This is a genomic window from Thalassolituus sp. (genome assembly GCF_984348125.1).
On sequence record NZ_CFHJLR010000011.1, the window covers coordinates 93,030 to 114,067 of the forward strand.

Sequence of the window (21,038 nt, forward strand, 5' to 3'; positions counted from 1 at the left end):
CGTTTTTTATGGCGCCCAGACTATGAAGCAAAGCGAGTTTGAGCGAAAGTGATATTCGTGACATCATTTTGGTCATTTATCGCCACACATTGTATCAGGTTTATCATGCCCGGACGTCAGGAAATATCCGCGGTTCACCCGCTGTTTACTAACGAGTACCTGATCCCCTTGCTGGAGCTGCTGGCTAACCGAGGGATAAGCCCGGCACAGTTAGTCACAAATACCCGCCTTTCGCCACGTGCGCTCGGACAACCCGGCACACATATCTCAGCGCGTGAGTATGACCAGATCGTACGCAACGCCTATCGCCTGTCAAACGATCCTCTGCTGGGGCTGGAGCACGGGCGAAGAATGAGCATCGCCAGCCATGGCTTCCTTGGTTTTGCCGTGATGGCAAGCGAGACGCTCGGTGAAGGCCTGTCCCTCGCCGTACGTTATGCGGGCACCCGTACGGGGCTGGCGCGCATTCGGTTTCGTCAGGGGCAGGATGAATGCGCTCTGGAAATTATCAGAGCAGCCGCCCTGCCCGACTCCTACCCTTTTATTGCGCACAACATTCTATCGACGCTGGTAACAATTGCGCGTTTTTTGACCCGTAATAATGACATCCTGGCTCCAATCATCAGACTGGTCGAGTCAGCACAGCGACCGGTGGCTTTCTATGAACAACTGTTAGGCTGTGACGTCGAATTTAACTGTGATCAGTACGAACTTGTATTACCCAAAGCAGCTCTGAGCCTCGAGGTATCAACAGCGAACAGCGTTGCTCGTCATAGCGCTGAGCAGGAATGCGAACGGCTACTGGCGGAAGCGCCGGGTGAGCACATCGATCTTGCGTCACGGGTCCGTACACTTCTGATCAGTTACGGCAGCGGCCTATCACTAGAAGATGTTGCAGAGCGCCTGCGTATCAGCGCCCGATCCCTCAACCGGCAACTGGCACAGCTCAACACCAGTTTCCGAAAAATGGTTGAAGAAGTAAGACGTGAACAGGCCACAAGACTGCTTGGCAACTCGAGCATGAAGGTTTCAGAAATCGCCGAGCAACTAGGTTACACAGACACGTCAAACTTCGTGAGGGCGTTTCGGAAATGGATGGGAATCACACCATTAAATTACCGAAAACTGACCAAACATGTGTCCTGAGTCACAATATTTCCAACCATAGTTTCACAACACCTGTATAATAACGATAACTTTGAGGCGCTGATTGTCCATACGGAAGTGGAAGAAACGAGCGTCCGAAAAGCACAGGCTGCGGCCTCATAACTAAAGAATAATTAACATGTCTCACGTACACTTTCAGTCCGGCAAACGCCCGGTATATCAGGAATTATCTGGAGAAGTGACCCGTTTCTTCAGAGAGAAAGGAATCAGGAAAACCGGCGATGATCGCCTGCATAATAAAGCCATTTTTATTGCCCTGCTGTACGTAGGGAGCTACCTGCTCATCTACGGTCTGTCTGGCTCAATGCATTACATTGCCTGGGCACTGCATGGCATAGCTACAGCACTGGTCGGGTTCAATATCATGCACGACGGTGCACATGAATCTTTCAGCGGTTCTCGCAAGGTCAATCGCCTGATGGCGATGTCCTTCAACCTCGTTGGTAGTAATCGCTACTACTGGGCACAGAAGCACAATCGCAATCATCACGCCTTTACCAATGTCGACGAGGCGGACGAGGATATCGACGCTCTCGGACTGTTCCGGATGAGCCCTCATCTACCGCATCGCCCATTTCACAAATATCAGCATTTTTATGTCTGGTTCCTGTACCTGATTACCAGTCTGTTCTGGTTCTTTGCGTTGGATTTTAAAGCCTATGGCAGCCAGAAAATTGCCCGCAGGGATTATTCGCACCGCATGAAGCTCGCTGACCATGTGGAGTTCTGGGCATCGAAAGCCATCTACGTGACCCTGTATCTGCTTATTCCAATGGCTGCTTTGGGAGCTGGCCCAGCACTGCTCGGTTTTCTTCTGATGCACGCTTTTCTGGGCTTCCTGTTCGCCGTTATCTTCCAATTGGCACATGTCGTAGATAAAGCTGAATTCCCCCGCCCGGACGAACGTGGTGTATTACCGGATGAGTGGGCCGTACATCAGATGCGTACTACGGTAGACTTCGCCACGGACAGTCGTTTTCTGACCTGGGCTCTCGGAGGACTGAATTTTCAGGCAGAACATCACCTGTTCCCACGTGTGAGCCATGTGCATTACGCTGAGCTGCACCCTATGGTTGAAAAGAAAGCAGCAGAACTGGGCTATGAACTGCGCTCGTACCCAACGATTTGGGCAGCCATTAAAGGCCATTATCGCCACATGAAAGCGCTTTCCGTGCCTGCAGCGCCAGCGCGCACGATTACCGTGGATGAGACAAACGAGATAGAGTGTACGGCTGATGCGGAGGAGCTCAGAGTTTCGTGATCCATCACACTCCTGAGACGTTTAAACAAACCGTTTTATAGAGAAATAATCGAGCAACAGAAGCCGGTTGCCGCTAGCAAAAGTCGAGTTTTTTCCGGATGCCCTGCATACCTTCCTTCAAAAGTCAGAGCGGAAGATGCAGACAGGACAAAATAACCGGATACGCTCGATTCACTGCCACGCCAACCAGCGGATGTCAGGCCGTCCTGATTCTCCCGTCAGGTCGTCACCACGCTTACCGACAACTACAAAAACAAACAGGTACCTGGCGGCCCTATGCACCAAAGGCTTGAGCAACACATAAAGCAACACCTCGGAGAAGAGGCGAGCCTGCCCGAAAACTTTCAGGCGCTGCTCCGGGACGTTGACCGAACATACGAATTACTGGATCAACAGCGGTCCGACCTCATGGAAACGCTTGAGCAGAGTGCGCGTACCATGCTGGAGCGGAACGCTACCCTGACCCGCAACCTTGAATCCCAACGAAAGTCACAACAGGAACTGAGTCAGTCCTACGAGGTACTCAATGCCACGCTCAATGCGTCAAACGAAGGCATTCTTGTTGTCGACAAGGATGATCATGTCGTAGCGTTCAACGACCGCTACGTAGAGTTGCTCCGCACCTCACGGGACGAAGTCATTTCTCGGTCGGGCACCGACCTGTTCCACTACTCCTGCTCCTTGTTCAGCGATAAAACGAAGCTGCATAGTCAACTGGCGGCGATTCGTGATCCCGGTAAATCGTCGTTCGATGAATACAAGTTTCATGACGGAACAACACTGGAGATATACGGACATCACCATGAAGTTGCCGGCTTTATATGGATGATCCGCGATATTACGGAAGTCCGTGAAAAAGAAGCGACCATCAGTTACCAGGCGTACCATGACAGCCTGACCGGCTTGCCAAACCGCGTACACCTGCAGCAGAAACTGTCTGAGGCCATTGAAGAAGCCACAGATACACACAAGCGCTTTGCTCTTTGCTATCTGGATCTGGATGGTTTTAAAACCATCAACGACAGCCTTGGTCATAGTACCGGGGACGAGTTGCTCATTGAGGTCGCCCAACGCCTTCAGGGAGTATTGCGCCCAGGAGACACACTGGCCCGTGTTGGTGGTGACGAATTTATCGTACTGTTCAACCACGTCGAGCACCACGATGAAGTACTGGAGTCCGCAGAGCATCTTCTGCTTCGCTTGTGTGATCCGATTCGCCTCGGACGCAGAGAGTTCGTCATTGGCGCCTCTATGGGTATAGCCATCTACCCTACCGATGGCGAAGAAGTCGGCATTCTTATGCGTAATGCCGACATCGCCATGTACCGTGCAAAAGCAAATGGTAAAAATTGCTACCATCTGTTTACGCCATCGCTGGAACGTATCGCCGTTCAGCGTATGTCCCTTGAGACCAGTCTGCGCAAGGCTCTGGAAAGCAACGCACTGGAGTTATATTACCAACCTAAGGTGTGCCTCCACGATATACGACCGGGGATGTCAACTGGCCACCTCCACAGCTTTGAGGCGTTACTGCGTTGGCCAAAGTCTAACGGTGAGTTCGTATCACCAGAGAGCTTCATCCATATCGCAGAAGATGCGGGCATGATCGGCCGGATTGGTTTCTGGATTCTTGAGCAAGCATGCATCCAGGCAAAAGAGTGGTACCAGCAAGGCTACCAGGCCAACATCAGCATCAATATTTCCCCAAGACAGTTCCTGATTCCGAATTTTCATCTGGATATCGTCCGCACGATTAAAGAAATAGGCATACCAACCTCGCTGATTTCAGTTGAGATCACTGAAAGCCTGCTGATGCAGGACCTCACTCATGCCCGCCACGTCCTCGAGTATTTCAGAGAACATGGCATATTTATTTACCTTGACGACTTCGGCACCGGCTTTTCATCACTCAATTATCTGAAGAACTTACCCGTCGACGCCATCAAGATCGACCGGACGTTTGTGAAGGACCTGAGCACGAGCACTGCCGATCAGGCCATTGCCGCTTCGATCATTACGTTAGGCAAAAACCTCGATATGCTGATTGTGGCTGAAGGAATTGAGACCGCTGAGCAAGCTGATTTTCTGATCCGCAACGGCTGTGATCTCGCACAAGGGTTCTATTATGGTCACCCAGTGAGTGCCTCAGACGCCGAGCAGTTCCTGCACCCCGACGACTTATTGCACTGCAATATTGCACACCGACCGGCGGCGAAGTAAATTCGCCGCCTGACTAATCGATTTATATCTGGAGTCCGCCGTGGAATACCCGTCTTTTGTTGCGATTGATGCCAGCTCATACGAAGACAGCGCACACCCCGTCGCAATCGCCTGGTCTCTGGCGGACGGCACCGTCAAGACAACTCTGATTCAACCGGACGATGACTGGGACGATTGGGATTTCGCACTCGAAGACCTGCATGGTATTTCTCAGGACACTCTCTATCAGATGGGAGAAACCGGCTGGTCCGTTATCCGCGAGCTGGAAGCAGACCTTGATCAGCCGTTTCTGCTAGCCGACCACGCAGAGCGCTGCGAGCTTCTTCTTGAAAAGCTCTATGATGCCTACGGCAAAGAGTCATCCATTGAGATCGGCGCCTGCCAGGCAGAGCCTGGCCTCGACATGCTCGGAGAGTGGTACGAAGACACCAACTTCTGGCATCAGCCATGCGATGAGCGTGTACGTTTACTGTTGTTCAAATGGAACGAATCAAAAGATCATTAATGATCACTAAATTGCATAAATTAACACCAGTATATCATTAGCGATATTTTAAATTGAAAACTTCCTGAAGGACGATTCAATAGAGGCGGCCCAATCCTCCGGGACGCCTGCCTCCTGGGCGAACCTTCTCCAGTCTCGGACAGCCTCTCCCACCTCGCTAATCAACTCTTTAACCTGTCGCTCCCGAATGTCCGCTGCTTTACCGCATTCGATGAGGTCATCAAGGGCAAAATGATCCCGCTTGCCGTTGACAGACATCTGGTGAGTAGAAGTCCAGTCCCCATCAGGGTTGTAGGCATAAGTTACATCATAAGCGGGCGCCAGAGACCACACCCCCTGACGGTTCATGAGAAAGCCAATATTCTTCGTATGATCATCCTGATTACGTATCATCAGATTAAGCAGCATTCGCCGGAACTGCTGCTCTTGAGCAACGCGTGCCTGACTCTTCACAACCTGACGAATCACACGAAAGCACTGCTCGTAAGAATACCCGCCTGCCACATTAAAATCGTAATGAGCAATACCACAGAGCGTTTGCATATGAAGCTTCTTGCCAGTTTCAGACCGGTCAAACCGCTGGGTCAGAAAGTGCGCACGACCGTTTTCTTCAAGTAAGCGACTTGGCATCATCTCGATGCCCGCAGCCTGTGCCATCAAATAGCATGCATATTCAATGCGGGTATAACCTTGAGGGTCTGCCAATTCTTTATCACGATTCGCCGCAACGCCGTCGAATTTGAGCAAATAGTGCCGAAAGCCCGCTTCTGTATCGCACTGCCCGGAGCGCACCTCTCCGGTCTGCTCGTTCCATGCGATGACGGCTTTTGCACGTGCACCACCCGCCGACGTTCCCACTGCAATAATCTGGTTCAACGCCTGAGCGTCTTCTTCGCCTTCAATAATTTCTACCGCAAGGCCCTGCTTCTGATTCAGGGCTTTATTCGCCAGCGACACCAACTCGGACAACTCGACTGGCGTTCCAGCGCCTACATGACCTCGCGTCGCCGGAGCAAACTCCAGCGCCCCCATTCCCCGTTGCCCAATGTAGAGCAGACGTTCAACAGGATTGAATGACCCCGGATCACGCCCTTGTGCCACCAGCCACTGATCAATCAGGAGATTACCGAACTTGTCCGGCAGGGCATCAGCCAACATTCCCGGCAAGCCCTTAAAGGTCTCATGAGCCAGCTGAGGAAAACTGAAACGCCCCGCTCTTAACGGCATCTGCAGTGGTGCCAACTCAATACCCGAGCGTAGGAATTCAGGGGCATATTCAAACACGCCGAGCTGGCGCACACTGTTCCATTGAACAGCGCCTATTGTGCGTCCCCAAAGCTGCACTTCCGCCAGGCTGATCATTCGTCATCGCCCCACGACCAGCTTGCATCATCTGCCGATGACGATTCAGGTCTTGCCCTCTGACGTATGGGCGCCTCCCGATAAATCCCGGCACCGTTCTCTCGGAGGCTCGCTATCGGGCTGACATCAGGCTCACGAATCAATGCATCCAACAGGTGCACAAGCCCGAGGGCGCGTAAAACAGCGATAAGATTAAGCAGACTCAGATTGCCCTCTCCGCCCTCAAAACGCCGCAGTGTGGCCACTCCCACCCCAGCGAGATCAGCCAGCGCCTGCTGTGTAACGTTACGCTGGAGACGCTCACTCCGGAGCCGCCCGGCCAACTTTGCCAGAATCTGCTGATCTGACAGTGGATCAAGATCATACTCACTCATTTATGACCTCCTAAACAACATTAATATATATAATTAATCATGAATGATCCTTAAAGTAAAAAGTATTTATACTATGCAAGCTCCACCAATCGCAGTAGAGTACGCACCTTTCTTCTCCCGTACACAAAGCTCGAGAATCCAGGCATGGCACTGAAAGCCACCATCTACAAAGCTGAACTGATGATCTCTGACATGGATCGCGACTACTATGCGACCCACACCCTGACGATCGCCCAACATCCCTCAGAAACCATACTGAGAATGATGACCCGCATCGCGGTATTCGCGTTGAATGCACACGAACGTCTGGAATTTACCCGAGGCATCAGCACAGATGACGAGCCTGATCTCTGGCAGCGCACATACAGCGATGAGACGGAGCTTTGGATTGAACTGGGCCAGCCTGATGAAAAACGTCTACGAAAGGCGTGTAATAAAGCACAGTCAGTCAAACTGTACGGCTATCAGGGCAATGCATTTGATGTCTGGTGGAAACAGCATGAAAATAAAATTCATGCATACCCAAAGCTGAGCGTAATTAAGCTCGCCGACGATGCCTGCACTCAGCTAGAGTCACTATGCACCCGCACCATGCGACTGCAAGCGACGATCCAGGACGGCACCATGTGGCTAGGAAATGACGAGCAGTCCATCGAATTTACGCCTGAGACACTCTTTGGTGGAGACCAGTCATGAGTAGCTTCCGCAGCCTGTTGCACGACACTAACATTCTGAAACGGCTGGCATCGTTGGGATACGCTGAACCTACCCCGATTCAGGAGGCCGCAATCCCTCATATCCTGGCGGGAACCGAACTGATGGCCGCAGCGCCAACCGGTACAGGCAAGACTGCAGCGTTTATGCTTCCGCTTCTGCAATTACTCAGCGAGCACCCACGCACAGAAGAAGAAGGTTATCGCTACCCGCGAGTACTTATTATTGCGCCAACGCGTGAACTCGCTCAGCAACTGGCAGAGAATTTTCGGGACTATGGACGCAACTGCGGTCACCGTTGTCTGCTCCTTTGCGGCGGACAGAACCCACGCACCATTGAAGATAAAATGGCCGAAGGCGCAGACGCTGTCGTAGCCACACCAGGTCGTCTGTACGAACTCATGATCCGTCATCGTGTCAGTTTTGAGCATCTGCAGTGTCTGGTGCTCGACGAAGCAGACCGCCTGCTGGATCTGGGCTTCGCCGAAGATCTGCAACGCATTGTTCAGAAACTACCCGACGTTCGCCAGAACCTTCTTTTCTCGGCAACCTTTGATAATGCCGTACGCGAACTTGCGTCTGAGCTTATGCCCGGAGCCATCGAACTCGGGCAGAAAGACGCTAACCGCACTAGCGAAAACGTCCGTCAGTGGCTGCACCCTGTCGATCACAGCGATAAAGGCAATGCCGTTGCTTCGCTTCTGATTGAAAATAAATGGAAGCAGGTAATGGTCTTCACCAAGACCAAAAAAGGTGCAGACGCTCTGACGGATCACCTCAAGTCGGAAGGCATTCAGGCAGAAGTACTGCACGGTGATAAAACACAGGCTGAGCGTAATGACATTCTTGATGCCTTCCGCGAGCATCGCCTGCGAGTTCTCGTGACAACCGATGTCGCCTCACGCGGCATTGATATCGAACACTTACCTGCGGTCATCAATCATGACCTGCCGCCTGTCGCGCACGACTATATTCACCGTATTGGTCGTACCGGCCGCGCCGGTGAAAAAGGCATCGCGATTTCACTGGTCGCCGCCCATGAAGTCGACACACTGACCGCCATTGAAACTCTGATCGGCCGCGCACTACGTCGTGAGGATCTTATCGGACATGTACCAAACCACAGCGTCCCCGCGACAGGGCCTGGTAAACTCAACCTGCGTAAATCATTGAAGACAAAAGCAGGCAAAGAGAAAGCACAGAAAGGAAAGGCTTCAAAAGGAAAACAGAGCGGTGAAGACAATCAGGAGTTGAGCTCCGTGCCGCGTGCCAACCGCGCTAAAGAGAAGCCATCCGCGCCACCAGCAAAAGAGCCAAAAGGTCGGGGAGGCTCTCTTTTCTCAGGGCGTAAAAACGTCACCAAGAGATCGATTGATTAAAACACGATTCAATTGGTCGCTTCAGGCGGAGGCTATTTCAAAAGCCCTTTCGGGTTATTTGGGCGGCAGGCGCCCGACGAAGCGGTTACACCGCTGAAGCCAGTATTCCAGTTCTTCTGGCTCAGCGACCGCTGCGCCATCGACCATCACCATGCCTTTTAACGGACGGCCGGTGAAGTCCATCTCTCGCGTACCGTCTTCATCAAGTGCGTCTTCGTAATCGTCAGGACCAACCCGTACCATCAGCTCATCCCCCAAAACGCCGCACAGCATGTGACCATTGAGCATGATACAAAGCCCACCGAACATCTTCTTTTCGTCCCAGTGGCCGAAGTGACAGACCACCGCACGAATACGCTCCGCAAGCTCAGTGTCAAACGCCATAAGATCAGGCCGGATTAATATCCAGTAGTTCGACTTCGAAAATCAGCAGCGATCCACCCGGAATCGTACCCACCTGACGATTGCCGTAGGCAAGACGCGCAGGAATATAGAATTTATATTTTGCGCCTTTGGTCATCAACTGTACGCCCTCAGTCCAGCCCGCGATAACGCGATTCAGCGGAAATGAAATCGGCTCACCGCGCTTTACCGAACTATCAAAGACAGAGCCATTGATCAAAGTGCCGTGATAATGCACCAGCACAGTATCTGTCGCTGCCGGTCGGGTATCACCCTCACCCTCTGTGAGCACTTCGTACTGCAGGCCGCTGTCGGTCTGAGTAACCTCCTCGCGCAACGCATTCTCAGCTAAATAAGCATCACCGACGGTCTCGTTTTCTGCTGCGCCTTTGCTGAATACACCCGCACGCTTTAGCGCGTAGATCACCAGCAAAACGATAAGTACGATCAGAACAATATTAAAAGTCATAATGGCTCCTTAAAATTTGCAGTCATTATGCCGTGCCGAGGACACTTCTGCGAGTAACGCCACCGTGAGATCTGACTTATGGGAAAGCTGGCTTTGCTGATACGCTAATCAAGGCATTCCTTGAGTGCTGAGGCGCCAAACGCGACGGAACACTCTGTTTGGCCAATCCTTGCCAATCAGGTTGAACTTGTCCTCCTTTTCCGAACCAAATTTACTAGGCTATACATCAGCCGCTGTGATGACAGCGGCTGATTCACGGATTTCATGGAGGCCGAGCATGTCGACAGTTAACAGTCTGAATACCCAGTCCACGCTAGAGGTGGACGGCAAACCCTACAAATATCATTCGCTTCTGAAAGCGGCCGAACAACTGAAAGGCATTGATAAGCTGCCTAAGTCCTTAAAGGTGCTGCTGGAAAACCTTCTGCGCAACGAAGACGGTGACACTGTCACTAGAGACGATATTAAAGCCATCGCCGACTGGTTGGATAAGCGTTCGTCCGACCGCGAGATACAATACCGCCCTGCCCGCGTACTGATGCAGGATTTCACCGGTGTACCTGCGGTTGTGGACCTCGCCGCCATGCGTGATGCCATCGCCCGCGCAGGCGGTGACCCCGAGAGCATCAATCCGCTCTCACCCGTTGATCTTGTGATTGACCACTCAGTGATGGTGGATCGCTTTGCCGATGATCAGGCGTTTCACGACAACGTTGAAATTGAAATGCAACGCAATGGCGAACGCTACGCTTTCTTGCGCTGGGGCCAGACCGCCTTTAATAATTTCCGCGTTGTGCCGCCCGGTACGGGTATCTGTCACCAGGTGAACCTTGAATATCTCGCTCAGAGTGTTTGGGCCGCCAATGTGAACGGTGAAGACTGGGCTTACCCGGATACGCTCGTAGGCACCGACTCGCACACCACGATGATTAACGGTATCGGTGTACTGGGCTGGGGTGTTGGCGGCATCGAAGCAGAGGCGGCCATGCTGGGCCAACCCGTTTCCATGCTGATACCGGAAGTCATTGGTTTCAAACTCACAGGTAGAATGCCCGAAGGCGTGACGGCCACCGACCTGGTGCTTACGGTCACCCAGATGCTGCGTAACAAAGGCGTTGTCGGTAAGTTCGTCGAATTCTACGGCGATGGCCTTGCCGACCTACCACTCGCAGACCGTGCCACCATCGCCAATATGGCACCGGAGTACGGCGCAACCTGTGGTTTCTTCCCCGTCGACGATGAAACCCTCAATTACATGCGCTTGAGTGGTCGCCCCGATGATGTAATCAAGCGAGTTGAAGCCTACTGCAAGGCACAAGGCTTGTGGCGTGAAGCCGGTGATGAGCCTGAATTTACCGACAGCCTGCATCTCGATATGAGCACAGTAGAAGCCAGCCTCGCTGGACCACGCCGCCCACAGGATCGCGTCGCCCTGCCCGATGTACCGGATACCTTCGACGATCTGCTCGCATTGCAGGTAACGCCTGCAGATGATGAGCAAGCACGACTGGAAAGCGAAGGTGGCAGCGGCACGGCCGTAGGCGGCCCGAACGCACAGGCAACAGTGACGATTGACGGCGAAGAACACACCATGAGCCACGGTGCTGTGGTGATTGCTGCTATTACCTCCTGCACCAACACATCGAACCCAAGCGTCATGATGGCGGCCGGTCTGGTTGCGAAGAAAGCCATAGAACTGGGCATGGCACGTAAACCTTGGGTGAAATCCTCACTCGCTCCCGGTTCGAAAGTCGTAACCGACTACCTTGAAAAAGCCGAACTCACACCGTATCTGGATAAGCTCGGCTTTAATCTGGTGGGCTACGGCTGTACCACGTGTATCGGTAACTCTGGCCCACTCCCCGACGAGATAGCCAAAGCCATCACCGAACATGATCTGACCGTGTCAGCGGTACTGTCGGGCAACCGAAACTTCGAAGGGCGTGTACACCCGCACGTCAAAGCCAACTGGTTAGCGTCACCGCCCCTTGTTGTTGCTTACGCGCTCGCCGGAAATACCCGCATTAATTTAAAAACCGAACCGCTCGGTCTGGATAAAGACAACAAGCCGGTATATCTGAAAGATATCTGGCCAACCAATGCCGAAATTGCCGAGGCCGTTGCCAAGGTCGATGATGGCATGTTCCGCACCCGTTACGCCGATGTATTCAGCGGCGATAAGCACTGGCAAGGTATTGATATCAGCGAAGGGAAAACCTACGCCTGGGACGACAACTCAAGCTACGTGCAAAACCCGCCGTTTTTTGATGACATCGACCAACCTCTAAAACCCTTAGAGAACGTCGAAAACGCGCGCGTGCTAGCGCTGTTTGGTGACTCCATCACCACCGACCATATTTCACCGGCGGGTAACATCAAAACAAGCTCGCCTGCAGGTGAGTACCTACAGAGCCTTGGGGTAAAACCGGAAGACTTTAACTCGTATGGCTCGCGTCGCGGTAATCACGAAGTGATGATGCGCGGCACCTTCGCCAACATCCGCATCCGTAACCAGATGCTCGGCGGCGAAGAAGGCGGTGAGACAATTCATACACCGAGCGGTGAACGCATGGCTATATACGATGCCGCTATGCGCTATCAAAAAGAAGACACACCACTGGTTGTACTCGCAGGTAAAGAATACGGCACAGGGTCAAGCCGTGACTGGGCCGCGAAGGGTACTATCCTGCTCGGTGTAAAAGCGGTCATTGCCGAAAGCTTCGAACGTATTCACCGTTCAAATCTGGTCGGTATGGGTGTTCTGCCATTGCAGTTTATTGATGGCCAGAACATCGCCGACCATGGCTTAACCGGACAGGAAACGATCAATATCAAAGGCATTAATGATGAGTTAAAACCCAACCAACTTCTTGAAGTCGAAGCGACGGATGACGACGGTAAAACCACATCATTTAAGGTGCAGTGCCGAATCGACACCAGTAATGAAATCAGTTATTTCAAAGCCGGTGGCATTCTGCATTATGTACTGCGCGAGCTGATTGCAAAATAAGCGCAACGGGATAACGTTAAGGAAAGTGGCAAAGCGGGAGTACCCCGCTTTGCCATCGACCAACCTCATCCATTCAATCGGGTGACCAGCAACTGCTCTACCCGCACGCCCTCAAGATCCAGCACCTCGAATTTATAGCCCTCGTACAGGCAGAAATCCGTCTTGCGCGGTAAGCGCTTCAGCTTTGTATTGGAAATGCTTTTGATGTGGCTAGCAGTATAGCCTGTCCCTTTTGGGGAGTGACCACTGTAAATTAGATTGCGCACAATTAAAATGATTTATTTCCATGAAACAGCCCATTTCATACGCTTATCCCAACATACGTACGCTAGGGTTTACCGGTTCACCTCTTTACCTGACACAAGCTTGACCCATAAAATGAGCCAACTAACAATAACAACCAAAAACATGATCAATCGTCCAGTCCACACCACTCTTGCCGCATGGCCTCTGGCCATTATTCGCGCCCTTAAGGCTCAAGACATTGACCCCGCTCCGCTATTTGAACAAGTAGGTCTGTCCGTTGCTCAGTTTAAGGACAATCCAGATGGGCGGGTGGACGTTCGCCGTATGACCCAATTCTGGCAATTAGTGGAGCAGGCCACAGGTAACGCCGCCTTCGGTCTAGAGGTGGCCAAATACGTTCAGCCCATGCATTTTAGAGCGTTGGGACTGTTGATGCTGACCGCTGACAATCTTGAGCAAGCCATTCAAAAACTGGCGCAGTATCACGCCATGGTGAGTAATTCGGCCAATATCGAACTGCATTACACACCAGAGCACATTCAGTTTGCCATTCAACCCATTCCCAGTGTGGACATCAGCCCCTTAGCCATAGACAGCTTTCTAGCAACGCTTCACCAGCTTGCCTTGCAACTGACCAGCAACCCAAAGCTAATCAACAAAGTCACACTGCAACGATCAGGTGAACCCTACCCTGAACGCTGGCAAAACGGCTTTGGCTGTGCAGTTGAGTTTAAGCAAACGCACAACGCTTTATGGTTTGATCGCCAACAGGTGGCCAAGAGCGACCTCATGGGCGATAAAAAAATGGCAGCTTACAATGAATCCATTGTGCAGTCTTACGTTCAAGACTTAACCGATAAAACCGTGAGCCAACACGTTGTCCATTACATATTCAGCCAGCTTGAGAAGTCCGAACCCACGGTCACAGGGGCGGCTCAACATTTGAAGTTAACGGAAAGAAGTTTGCGACGTCGATTGGAAGAGGAAGGCAATCAATTTCGTGGTTTACTGCAAGATTGCAAAGTTCAACTGGCTAAACAATACCTAAAAGACACTCAGTTACCCATTACAGATATCGCGCTCCGCTTGGGGTTTGCCGATCATAGTAACTTTACGCGAGCCTTTTCCAAGCTAACGGGTCAAAGCCCATCGGCATTTCGCAAAAAACACCTGCTTTAGTCATTGACGGTTAAACATGACACACCTTTGTCCGCTTAAGACCAAGGCATTCCTGCATCTCAGGGTTACACTGATCTAAAAATAAGAATACATGAGGCTCTTTTATGTTTCGTATTGCCCTGCTCGCCCTATCCGCTGCCTTATTAGCGGCCTGCGACAACTCGGTTGAATTTGAATCTGACGCGAACACACTTGGGCACAGTGCGCCCACCCCCACCACGGTAAAAGCCAACCAAGCGGTATTGGCACAACGGCCATTCAGCAACACAGAGGATTTTGAGCTTGCTCGCAAAGGCCTCATCGCCAGTGAAGACCATCTTGAAATTGCTCATTTAACTGGCAAAAGCTTGGTCTGGAACATGGATGAATACGGCTTTGTCGATGCCAATGGTGAAAACGCACCCGGCTCAGTCAACCCCAGTTTATGGCGCCAGGCGGCGCTGAATAACATTCACGGTTTATTTAAAGTCACCGACGGCGTTTATCAAATTCGTGGATTCGATTTGGCCAACATGACCATCATTGAAAGTGAGTCAGGCTGGATTTTAGTGGACCCTCTCACCGCAAGAGAAACCGCCCATAAAGCCCTCACTTTTGCACAACAACATTTAGGCAAATACCCCATCAAGGCCATTTTGTTCACCCACAGTCACATTGATCACTTTGGCGGCATACAGGGCATACTGCAGAACCTAAGCGACGAAGAAAAACAGAGTCTAACCATCGTTGCTCCAGCAGGCTTCGAAGAAGAAGCCACCAGTGAAAATATCATTGCTGGTACGGCCATGAGTCGTCGTGCCATGTACATGTACGGTAAGCGACTCGCCAGAGAGGAGCGCGGGCATGTGGGCACAGGATTAGGCAAGGGCCCAGCGTTTGGCAGCTTCGGTTTTGAAGAAGCCACCGTTCACATTTCCGAGCCCATCACCGAACTGAGCATTGATGGTGTGCCCTTCGTTTTTCAAACCGTGTCGGGCTCAGAGGCCCCCGCTGAATTTACCTTCTACCTTCCAAAACAAAAAGCGTTCTGTGGCGCTGAAATGCTGAGCCGTAATATGCACAATCTCTACACATTACGAGGCGCGAAGGTTCGTGATGCGAATATCTGGAGCCGCTACATCGACGAAGCACGCGTGCGCTTTAACCAAGCCGACGTGTACTTTGGCAGTCACCACTGGCCACTGTGGGGGCAAGAAAAAATCAACCATTTCTTGGAACAACAACGCGACACTTATAAATTCATACACGACCAGAGTGTTCGCCTACTCAACAAGGGCTATACCCCAAACGAAATTGCGGAAAGCTTAACCCTACCTGAGGCGCTTAACACACAGTTTCATAACCAAGGCTATTACGGCACACTCAAGCACAACGCCAAAGCGGTGTACCAAGCCTATCTAGGCTGGTATAACGCCAACCCAGCTAAGCTAGACCCTTTACCCGAAAAAGAAGCTGCGATTCGTTATGTTGAAATGATGGGTGGCGTGGACGCAGTCGTCGCCAAAGCGCAGACGCAATTCGACGGCACCGCCAACCTATCCGCAACCGATGGCACCCAGACTTATCGCTGGTTGGCAGAACTGCTCAACCATGCCGTATTCGCCGATCCTGACCACGCAGAAGCCAAAGCCCTATTAGCTAAGGTGTACGACCAACTGGGGTATCAGGCCGAATCTGCACCATGGCGTGATTTCTATCTCACAGGCGCTTACGAACTGCGCCACGGCGGACCGGATGAAGGCATCAGCCCAGCGGTCATGAAAGAAGTCCTGTTAAAAACCCCCGTGCACCTCTTCTTCAATAGCATGGCGGTGAACCTCAACGCGGACAAAGCAGCCGATACCGAACTGGCTATTAAGGTCACCTTTAGCGATTTAGATCAGAGCTACCTTCTAACCCTTAAAAACAGCGTACTGCACCACAAGGCGGTGGCCAAAGATACCATTGCTGACGCCACCCTAACCCTTACGCAGCCTCTGTTTGTCGATATGATCGTCGGTCATGCTGGCATCAAGGACACCTTGTTTGGGGATGATCTCACCGTGGATGGCAGTGTATTGGATTTAGTAAAGTTCTTTAGCCTAATCGAAAAGCCGGAAGGCACATTTAATATTGTGACGCCTTAGCCAATGTCTTCATAAAACTAAAAAGCGCCCAATGGTTCGACCATAAGGCGCTTTGATCTTTGGTGATCTCTGCAATATTGACTAGGGTTATAACATGACCCCTAAGCACCCTCTGACAAGCCTACTCCTTCTATGGGTACTCATTAGCACTCACGTTTATGCCGAACAGCTCGTCATTGCAGCGATATCCAGAGCCCGCATCACGTCACCAACGGGCGTCATACCATCCATCAACCAGGATTGCTCATCGCGTTGGATGATCAACTGATCGTCCTCATGAGTGATCAGCTGCCCCATAAAACCACTGAGCATGTCTTTCACTGTGACCAGCCCAACGACAGTCGCGTACTCGTTCACGACAACAGCGAAGGGTTGAGTCGCCGTTTTGAAGGCATTCAGGCCCTCTCCGAGGGTTAGTGTCTCTGGGAGATAAAGAACATCCTTTGAGAAGTTCAGCGCCGACAGGCCAGACATTTCCCCCTTCAACACCTGCTGCAGGATCATCTTAGATTCAACCGAGCCGCTGATTTTCTCCAGTGAACCATCGCATACCAGGAAATCGTTATGCGGATGATCGACCACCTTCTGAGAAATCGATTCGACGGACTCGTCCAGGTCAAAGTAAACAACCTGATCACGCGGCGTCATAACGCTGCTTATCAGTGCAGTATCGAGATCAAAAACATTGCCGATTAACTCATACTCCTGCTGCTGCAGGCTTCCGTCTTCTGCACCGGCATCCATCATGGCAACGATGTCTTCAGTCGTGACCTGCTCCTCACGCTCAGTAGGCAGCTTCAGTAAGCGCAGCACGGCATTGGTCACACCGTTAAACAGCACAACCAGAGGCATCACCATATAAGTCACCCAGCGCATCGGAGTCACCAGACGTACGGCAGTGGCTTCCGGCAGGTTCACGGCTATACGCTTGGGTAGCAGGTCTGCAAACAGAATAAAGAGCGCGGTAATACAGAAAAACGACAGAGCGAAGCTGATCTGATCCAGCGCAGGCCCCTGATACACCATGCTCAGCGCTTCTTTTACGTAAGGCGTCAGCGCCTCTTCCCCAATGATGCCGCCAAGAATCGAGATAGCGTTTAACGCAATCTGAATCATGGCAAAGAAAGCGCCGGGGTCTTGCTGCAGGGCAAGCACGTCCTGAGCCTGGTGATTACCCTCGCCCGCCAACACACGCAGCTTAATCTTACGCGACGCAGCAATACCGATTTCGGCCATCGCAAAACAGGCGCTGGCGCCGATCAAGAGCGCAATCGCTAACATTTCATTCATGGAGTCACACCCGCTAAAGCAAACAGTAAACACAGGTGAACCGGCAGAGCCGCCTTCTCGTGGCAAGCGTTGGGAGGGTACGGGGTTCAGCGCTTAATATATGCCAGTTCTGGCAGGAAGCAAGCGAATAAACGTGGCAACGTAGAACGCTGCCACGCGATTGAAAAATGCTACTTGTGAGTAAACACAGCGCAGTCGAGCATAGCTTGCATATTGGCCTTAGCGACGTCTGCAAGGTAAGCACGCCCACCTGAGCTACTGTCGATGTTGGTACCTGTCAGCTGGCTGCTGAGCTGGTCGTAGACATCGTTAATGATATTGTTGCCACCACACGGAGACGTCATGATGTTTGAGTCTGACATGTCCGTGAACTGGATGGTGGCCTGAGCAAAACTCAATACTGGCTGATCACCTGCATTGGCTGGCACGCTGACACCCATCAACAGGATGACGTGATCATCCTTGTTGTCACTGATTTCGTAGTCGATCTTACAGGACATGACCATACCCAGCTCAGTCGAGAACGAAACTTCCGGGTACCAGACACGGAAGTTATATCCTTGATACTCAAACTCAATCACCTGACTGAACGGCATCTCGCCGCTTGTGCCCGACTTCAGGCCCCAGGCGCCGACGTTTGAGACACCAGAACCCGTGCCCGACAATGCATCTGTGTAGCCATCGTAATTGAAATCCAGCGCATAGCTATTGCGGCTATCGGATGAAGAAGCATAGGCAGGCCGGTTAAACGTGCCCGCAATCGCCGAGTAAACCCGATTGATCGTATGGCAGATCACAGGCAGGAAATAGTAACTACCACCGTTGTCTGTCTTTCTGTAGACCAGCGAAGAAATATCGTTGAAGGCTGTCGTTAAAAAATCGAAAACCTGTACGAAACCATCTGCGACTTCTTCGGAAATCCCCAGAGTTTCAAGTGCACCAATGGTACCCAGCAGCCAGGCCTCATCATCGACAATCGTTATCAATGCTTGCGAAATGTTATAAGCGCCATCCGATGACCACTCGAAGTGCTGGATGCTGACAAGCTTTCCTGAGTTATCGAAGAACATATCAAACTCGGCTTTGTCATTGCGGCCGCCGGTATTTTCGTGGCTCATTGAAATGTGATACTTCGTCCAGCCATCCTCAGGCAACACACTGAAGTCATCATTAATGTAGTAATCACTGATAACCTGCGTTGTTGCCTGTGCAGCGACTTCTGGCTCATCGATCTTATAGGTCGCATCCTCGATGACATATGTAATTTTATCGTCGCTGCTGGTGTTGGTCGTCCCCGGATACAGATTAAACAGGGTTGTGAAATCGATATACGGACGCGGATAACCAGTGCCCCAGAATTCAGGTTCTTTATTGTAGAGCAAGAAAGACTCAATCTGGTTCTTCCAGTCTCCCTCGTCTTCTCCCTGAAGGTTATAGCGAGTGATATTATTAAGGTTGCCATGTATAGTGTTTGGCGACACTCTCAAGGCACAACCCCGGCAATCTGCCTCGTTAAATATAATCAGCCAGGCATTCGGGCCTGTGCGTAATGAATTGATCGTGCCACCCGTCGTCCGATACATTTCTGTACCACTGGTCGTGTATCCGACCACACCCAGATTCAGGGCGTTATAGGGTGCTGTAAAGGTACGGTTGTCCCCGAGAAAATTATTATTCTCCGTGAATACAGCATGCCCGGAAGGAGGTACAAAAAGCTCATCCCTCGTTGGATTTCTTCCCCAGTAAGAAGGCTTAGTTTTATACAGCACAAAACTCTGAATCTGATTCTTCCAGTCACCCTCATCGCTACCTGATGAGTTGTAACGGGTAGTATGGTTCAGATCATCGAGGTAGGTAGAGGGCCCGACCTGCATTGAGTCGCCGTAATAATTGGTTTCGTTGAAAACAATCACCCAAGTGTTTGATGCAGTTTCTAACGAATCGGTATTGCCCGTGATGTTGTCCTGACCCTGAGCATTTTTGAAGGTATCGCTCAAGCCACCACGATCATTATGGTTCCATATTTCGAAATCCACGTTTGAATTCATTGCTGATTCACCCATAACTTAACTCCTTGTTAAATAATCAGAAAAGCCACGGGCCTTTGGCGCTTTAAGCGAATGACACGCTAAAGCGACCGATCGACCTGTGGCTGTAAGAAAGACGCCATCTACCGGACGGCAGATTACTGGATCTAACTCAGAACTATTCGTATCGACTTTTTAACAGGGCATCAAGTGATGAAGGGCGTGATTGGAAAACTGCGCCACAGGCGAAACTAAGCGTCAGGCAAAAGCCAGCTCCAGCTTAAGTGCCTGAAGCTCTTGCATGCAGCCGTAGCGGGCAATGAAACACTGATCAATAATCGCTTCCTGCACTCTCAAAGTATTTTCATCGATACTGTCAATCCACGCCATAAAATTATCAAATGGCGTTACAGAGCATTAATCCTCTGAGATCAAATACAGGGATACGGCTAATAAAAACTGAAACGACTAAGGTTTAGCCGGAACAGTACACACGATCTCCAGCGAGTTATCCTGACCGCAATCATAGAGGATGTGCGATGGGTTATAGGCAACGCTGGATGGAAGGTTCCCGCGAATTGCTCCCCAGATATCGATGACAAAGCTGTCTTGGTGAAGATCTGTATCAAAATCAAGAACCGCGTTATTCGGACGATTTGCTAATACCCACCAGTGCCCATGTACCGTAGGATCACCTTGCTTTATGACTTCAAGCTTTGACTTAAAATCAGAACGTTGCCCGAGTAATGAAATAATAATTCCGGCAGAACCATCACACCAAAGACCAGAGCCATCAGGTTCGCGCCGCTGACGAGCGCCGATATGCTCCCAGAACGCTTGTTGATTTACCGTTCTCTGCGCAGCAGCATTCTGAAGGGTCAGTGCAGTAGATAACCGCCCGCCTCGTTGATATAAAGCAAGACCTGCCTGCGTGTTTGTGTCGAGCCCCTGCCCGTATACCCGCCGACCGACGAAATAATCACAAAGAGTTTTAGCAATAGCGATATCATCTAAACGCGCCATAGTGACCTCCATTGTCGCAGTAAGTGTTCGATATTTAACCAGCCATCTACGAACAATGCCTGATATTGATGAAAGATCAATCACCTTGTCTGGAAAGGTTTTACAGACGCCCAGGTAAAGATGAGATCGCGTCGCGACTACAGCCACACCATTTCAGGTGGCGTATTTCATTGATTTATTGGCCCTGCCGGCCAGCAAAGCTATCTTCACTAACTGATAAATAATCAGACTAAACTGGGGCGACCATTTACGCTTGATCAAAAGTCTCGCGCTATGCCAGTCTA

General features: G+C 51.2%; 17 protein-coding genes. 9 read left to right on the forward strand and 8 right to left on the reverse strand.

What is annotated here, in order from left to right:
* Nucleotides 1-105: 105 nt before the first annotated feature.
* From AC5E51_RS09695 to AC5E51_RS09710, 4 genes are all read left to right on the forward strand, one after another.
* Nucleotides 106-1,146, forward strand: coding sequence for an AraC family transcriptional regulator (locus AC5E51_RS09695; RefSeq protein WP_068439526.1), 1,041 nt, complete (start codon nucleotides 106-108; stop codon nucleotides 1,144-1,146).
* A 139-nt stretch (nucleotides 1,147-1,285) separates the two neighbouring features.
* Entirely contained in the window at nucleotides 1,286-2,428 is a 1,143-nt protein-coding gene (locus AC5E51_RS09700; RefSeq protein ID WP_491778505.1) for a fatty acid desaturase family protein, read from the forward strand.
* Nucleotides 2,429-2,704: 276 nt separating this feature from the next.
* A complete protein-coding gene (locus AC5E51_RS09705) occupies nucleotides 2,705-4,648 on the forward strand; it encodes a putative bifunctional diguanylate cyclase/phosphodiesterase (RefSeq protein ID WP_068439529.1) in 1,944 nt (647 codons plus the stop codon).
* 40 nt (nucleotides 4,649-4,688) lie between these two features.
* A complete protein-coding gene (locus AC5E51_RS09710; RefSeq protein WP_068439532.1) occupies nucleotides 4,689-5,153 on the forward strand; it encodes a hypothetical protein in 465 nt (154 codons plus the stop codon).
* 48 nt (nucleotides 5,154-5,201) lie between these two features.
* On the opposite strand, the gene AC5E51_RS09715 is transcribed toward AC5E51_RS09710, so the two are convergent.
* Both AC5E51_RS09715 and AC5E51_RS09720 read right to left on the reverse strand, forming a co-directional pair.
* The gene (locus AC5E51_RS09715) at nucleotides 5,202-6,515 is read right to left on the reverse strand and encodes a type II toxin-antitoxin system HipA family toxin (protein ID WP_491778506.1); all 1,314 of its coding nucleotides are present in this window, start codon (nucleotides 6,513-6,515) and stop codon (nucleotides 5,202-5,204) included.
* Complete coding sequence (locus tag AC5E51_RS09720) at nucleotides 6,512-6,889, reverse strand: helix-turn-helix domain-containing protein (protein ID WP_068439534.1); 378 nt, start codon at nucleotides 6,887-6,889, stop codon at nucleotides 6,512-6,514. Before AC5E51_RS09720 ends, AC5E51_RS09715 begins: the two co-directional genes overlap by 4 nt.
* 144 nt (nucleotides 6,890-7,033) lie before the next feature.
* Between AC5E51_RS09720 and AC5E51_RS09725 the strand changes: the two genes are divergently transcribed.
* Nucleotides 7,034-7,585 (forward strand): YaeQ family protein, encoded by a 552-nt coding sequence (locus AC5E51_RS09725; protein ID WP_068439536.1) that lies wholly within the window; start codon nucleotides 7,034-7,036, stop codon nucleotides 7,583-7,585.
* The gene (locus AC5E51_RS09730; RefSeq protein ID WP_488073059.1) at nucleotides 7,582-8,982 is read left to right on the forward strand and encodes a DEAD/DEAH box helicase; all 1,401 of its coding nucleotides are present in this window, start codon (nucleotides 7,582-7,584) and stop codon (nucleotides 8,980-8,982) included. Before AC5E51_RS09725 ends, AC5E51_RS09730 begins: the two co-directional genes overlap by 4 nt.
* Nucleotides 8,983-9,036: 54 nt before the next feature.
* On the opposite strand, the gene AC5E51_RS09735 is transcribed toward AC5E51_RS09730, so the two are convergent.
* A complete protein-coding gene (locus AC5E51_RS09735; protein WP_068439542.1) occupies nucleotides 9,037-9,366 on the reverse strand; it encodes a TfoX/Sxy family protein in 330 nt (109 codons plus the stop codon).
* 4 nt (nucleotides 9,367-9,370) lie between these two features.
* The gene (gene bamJ, locus AC5E51_RS09740; protein ID WP_068439544.1) at nucleotides 9,371-9,853 is read right to left on the reverse strand and encodes a BamJ family beta-barrel-assembly machinery protein; all 483 of its coding nucleotides are present in this window, start codon (nucleotides 9,851-9,853) and stop codon (nucleotides 9,371-9,373) included.
* Between the two features lie 277 nt (nucleotides 9,854-10,130).
* Here bamJ and acnA point away from each other — a divergent pair, with 277 nt between their 5' ends.
* The 3 genes from acnA to AC5E51_RS09755 all read left to right on the forward strand — a co-directional run bounded on the left by acnA (nucleotide 10,131) and on the right by AC5E51_RS09755 (nucleotide 16,414).
* On the forward strand, nucleotides 10,131-12,863 hold the full coding sequence (gene acnA, locus AC5E51_RS09745; RefSeq protein WP_491778507.1) for an aconitate hydratase AcnA: 2,733 nt from the start codon (nucleotides 10,131-10,133) through the stop codon (nucleotides 12,861-12,863).
* 378 nt (nucleotides 12,864-13,241) lie between these two features.
* On the forward strand, nucleotides 13,242-14,288 hold the full coding sequence (locus tag AC5E51_RS09750) for an AraC family transcriptional regulator (protein ID WP_068439563.1): 1,047 nt from the start codon (nucleotides 13,242-13,244) through the stop codon (nucleotides 14,286-14,288).
* Between the two features lie 104 nt (nucleotides 14,289-14,392).
* Nucleotides 14,393-16,414: an alkyl/aryl-sulfatase gene (locus AC5E51_RS09755; RefSeq protein ID WP_068439548.1), complete on the forward strand. Its 2,022-nt coding sequence runs from the start codon at nucleotides 14,393-14,395 to the stop codon at nucleotides 16,412-16,414.
* 156 nt (nucleotides 16,415-16,570) lie between these two features.
* Here AC5E51_RS09755 and AC5E51_RS09760 read toward each other — a convergent pair whose 3' ends face one another.
* From AC5E51_RS09760 to AC5E51_RS09775, 4 genes are all read right to left on the reverse strand, one after another.
* Nucleotides 16,571-17,704: a hemolysin family protein gene (locus AC5E51_RS09760; protein WP_491778508.1), complete on the reverse strand. Its 1,134-nt coding sequence runs from the start codon at nucleotides 17,702-17,704 to the stop codon at nucleotides 16,571-16,573.
* A 170-nt stretch (nucleotides 17,705-17,874) separates the two neighbouring features.
* Nucleotides 17,875-19,767 carry a hypothetical protein gene (locus AC5E51_RS09765; RefSeq protein ID WP_491778509.1) on the reverse strand — a complete coding sequence of 631 codons (1,893 nt, stop codon included), beginning with the start codon at nucleotides 19,765-19,767 and terminating at the stop codon, nucleotides 17,875-17,877.
* 222 nt (nucleotides 19,768-19,989) lie between these two features.
* The gene (locus tag AC5E51_RS09770; protein ID WP_491778510.1) at nucleotides 19,990-20,121 is read right to left on the reverse strand and encodes a hypothetical protein; all 132 of its coding nucleotides are present in this window, start codon (nucleotides 20,119-20,121) and stop codon (nucleotides 19,990-19,992) included.
* A 78-nt stretch (nucleotides 20,122-20,199) separates the two neighbouring features.
* Complete coding sequence (locus AC5E51_RS09775) at nucleotides 20,200-20,754, reverse strand: hypothetical protein (protein WP_301179922.1); 555 nt, start codon at nucleotides 20,752-20,754, stop codon at nucleotides 20,200-20,202.
* Between the last annotated feature and the right edge of the window lie 284 nt (nucleotides 20,755-21,038).

Coding starts and splice junctions, on each gene's coding strand:
- AC5E51_RS09695 (WP_068439526.1), top strand. CDS start 106: ATGCCCGGACGTCAGGAAATATCCGCGGTTCACCCGCTGTTTACTAAC.
- AC5E51_RS09700 (WP_491778505.1), top strand. CDS start 1,286: ATGTCTCACGTACACTTTCAGTCCGGCAAACGCCCGGTATATCAGGAA.
- AC5E51_RS09705 (WP_068439529.1), top strand. CDS start 2,705: ATGCACCAAAGGCTTGAGCAACACATAAAGCAACACCTCGGAGAAGAG.
- AC5E51_RS09715 (WP_491778506.1), bottom strand. CDS start 6,515: ATGATCAGCCTGGCGGAAGTGCAGCTTTGGGGACGCACAATAGGCGCT.
- AC5E51_RS09720 (WP_068439534.1), bottom strand. CDS start 6,889: ATGAGTGAGTATGATCTTGATCCACTGTCAGATCAGCAGATTCTGGCA.
- AC5E51_RS09725 (WP_068439536.1), top strand. CDS start 7,034: ATGGCACTGAAAGCCACCATCTACAAAGCTGAACTGATGATCTCTGAC.
- AC5E51_RS09730 (WP_488073059.1), top strand. CDS start 7,582: ATGAGTAGCTTCCGCAGCCTGTTGCACGACACTAACATTCTGAAACGG.
- AC5E51_RS09735 (WP_068439542.1), bottom strand. CDS start 9,366: ATGGCGTTTGACACTGAGCTTGCGGAGCGTATTCGTGCGGTGGTCTGT.
- bamJ (WP_068439544.1), bottom strand. CDS start 9,853: ATGACTTTTAATATTGTTCTGATCGTACTTATCGTTTTGCTGGTGATC.
- acnA (WP_491778507.1), top strand. CDS start 10,131: ATGTCGACAGTTAACAGTCTGAATACCCAGTCCACGCTAGAGGTGGAC.
- AC5E51_RS09750 (WP_068439563.1), top strand. CDS start 13,242: ATGAGCCAACTAACAATAACAACCAAAAACATGATCAATCGTCCAGTC.
- AC5E51_RS09755 (WP_068439548.1), top strand. CDS start 14,393: ATGTTTCGTATTGCCCTGCTCGCCCTATCCGCTGCCTTATTAGCGGCC.
- AC5E51_RS09760 (WP_491778508.1), bottom strand. CDS start 17,704: ATGAATGAAATGTTAGCGATTGCGCTCTTGATCGGCGCCAGCGCCTGT.
- AC5E51_RS09765 (WP_491778509.1), bottom strand. CDS start 19,767: ATGGGTGAATCAGCAATGAATTCAAACGTGGATTTCGAAATATGGAAC.
- AC5E51_RS09770 (WP_491778510.1), bottom strand. CDS start 20,121: ATGGCGTGGATTGACAGTATCGATGAAAATACTTTGAGAGTGCAGGAA.
- AC5E51_RS09775 (WP_301179922.1), bottom strand. CDS start 20,754: ATGGCGCGTTTAGATGATATCGCTATTGCTAAAACTCTTTGTGATTAT.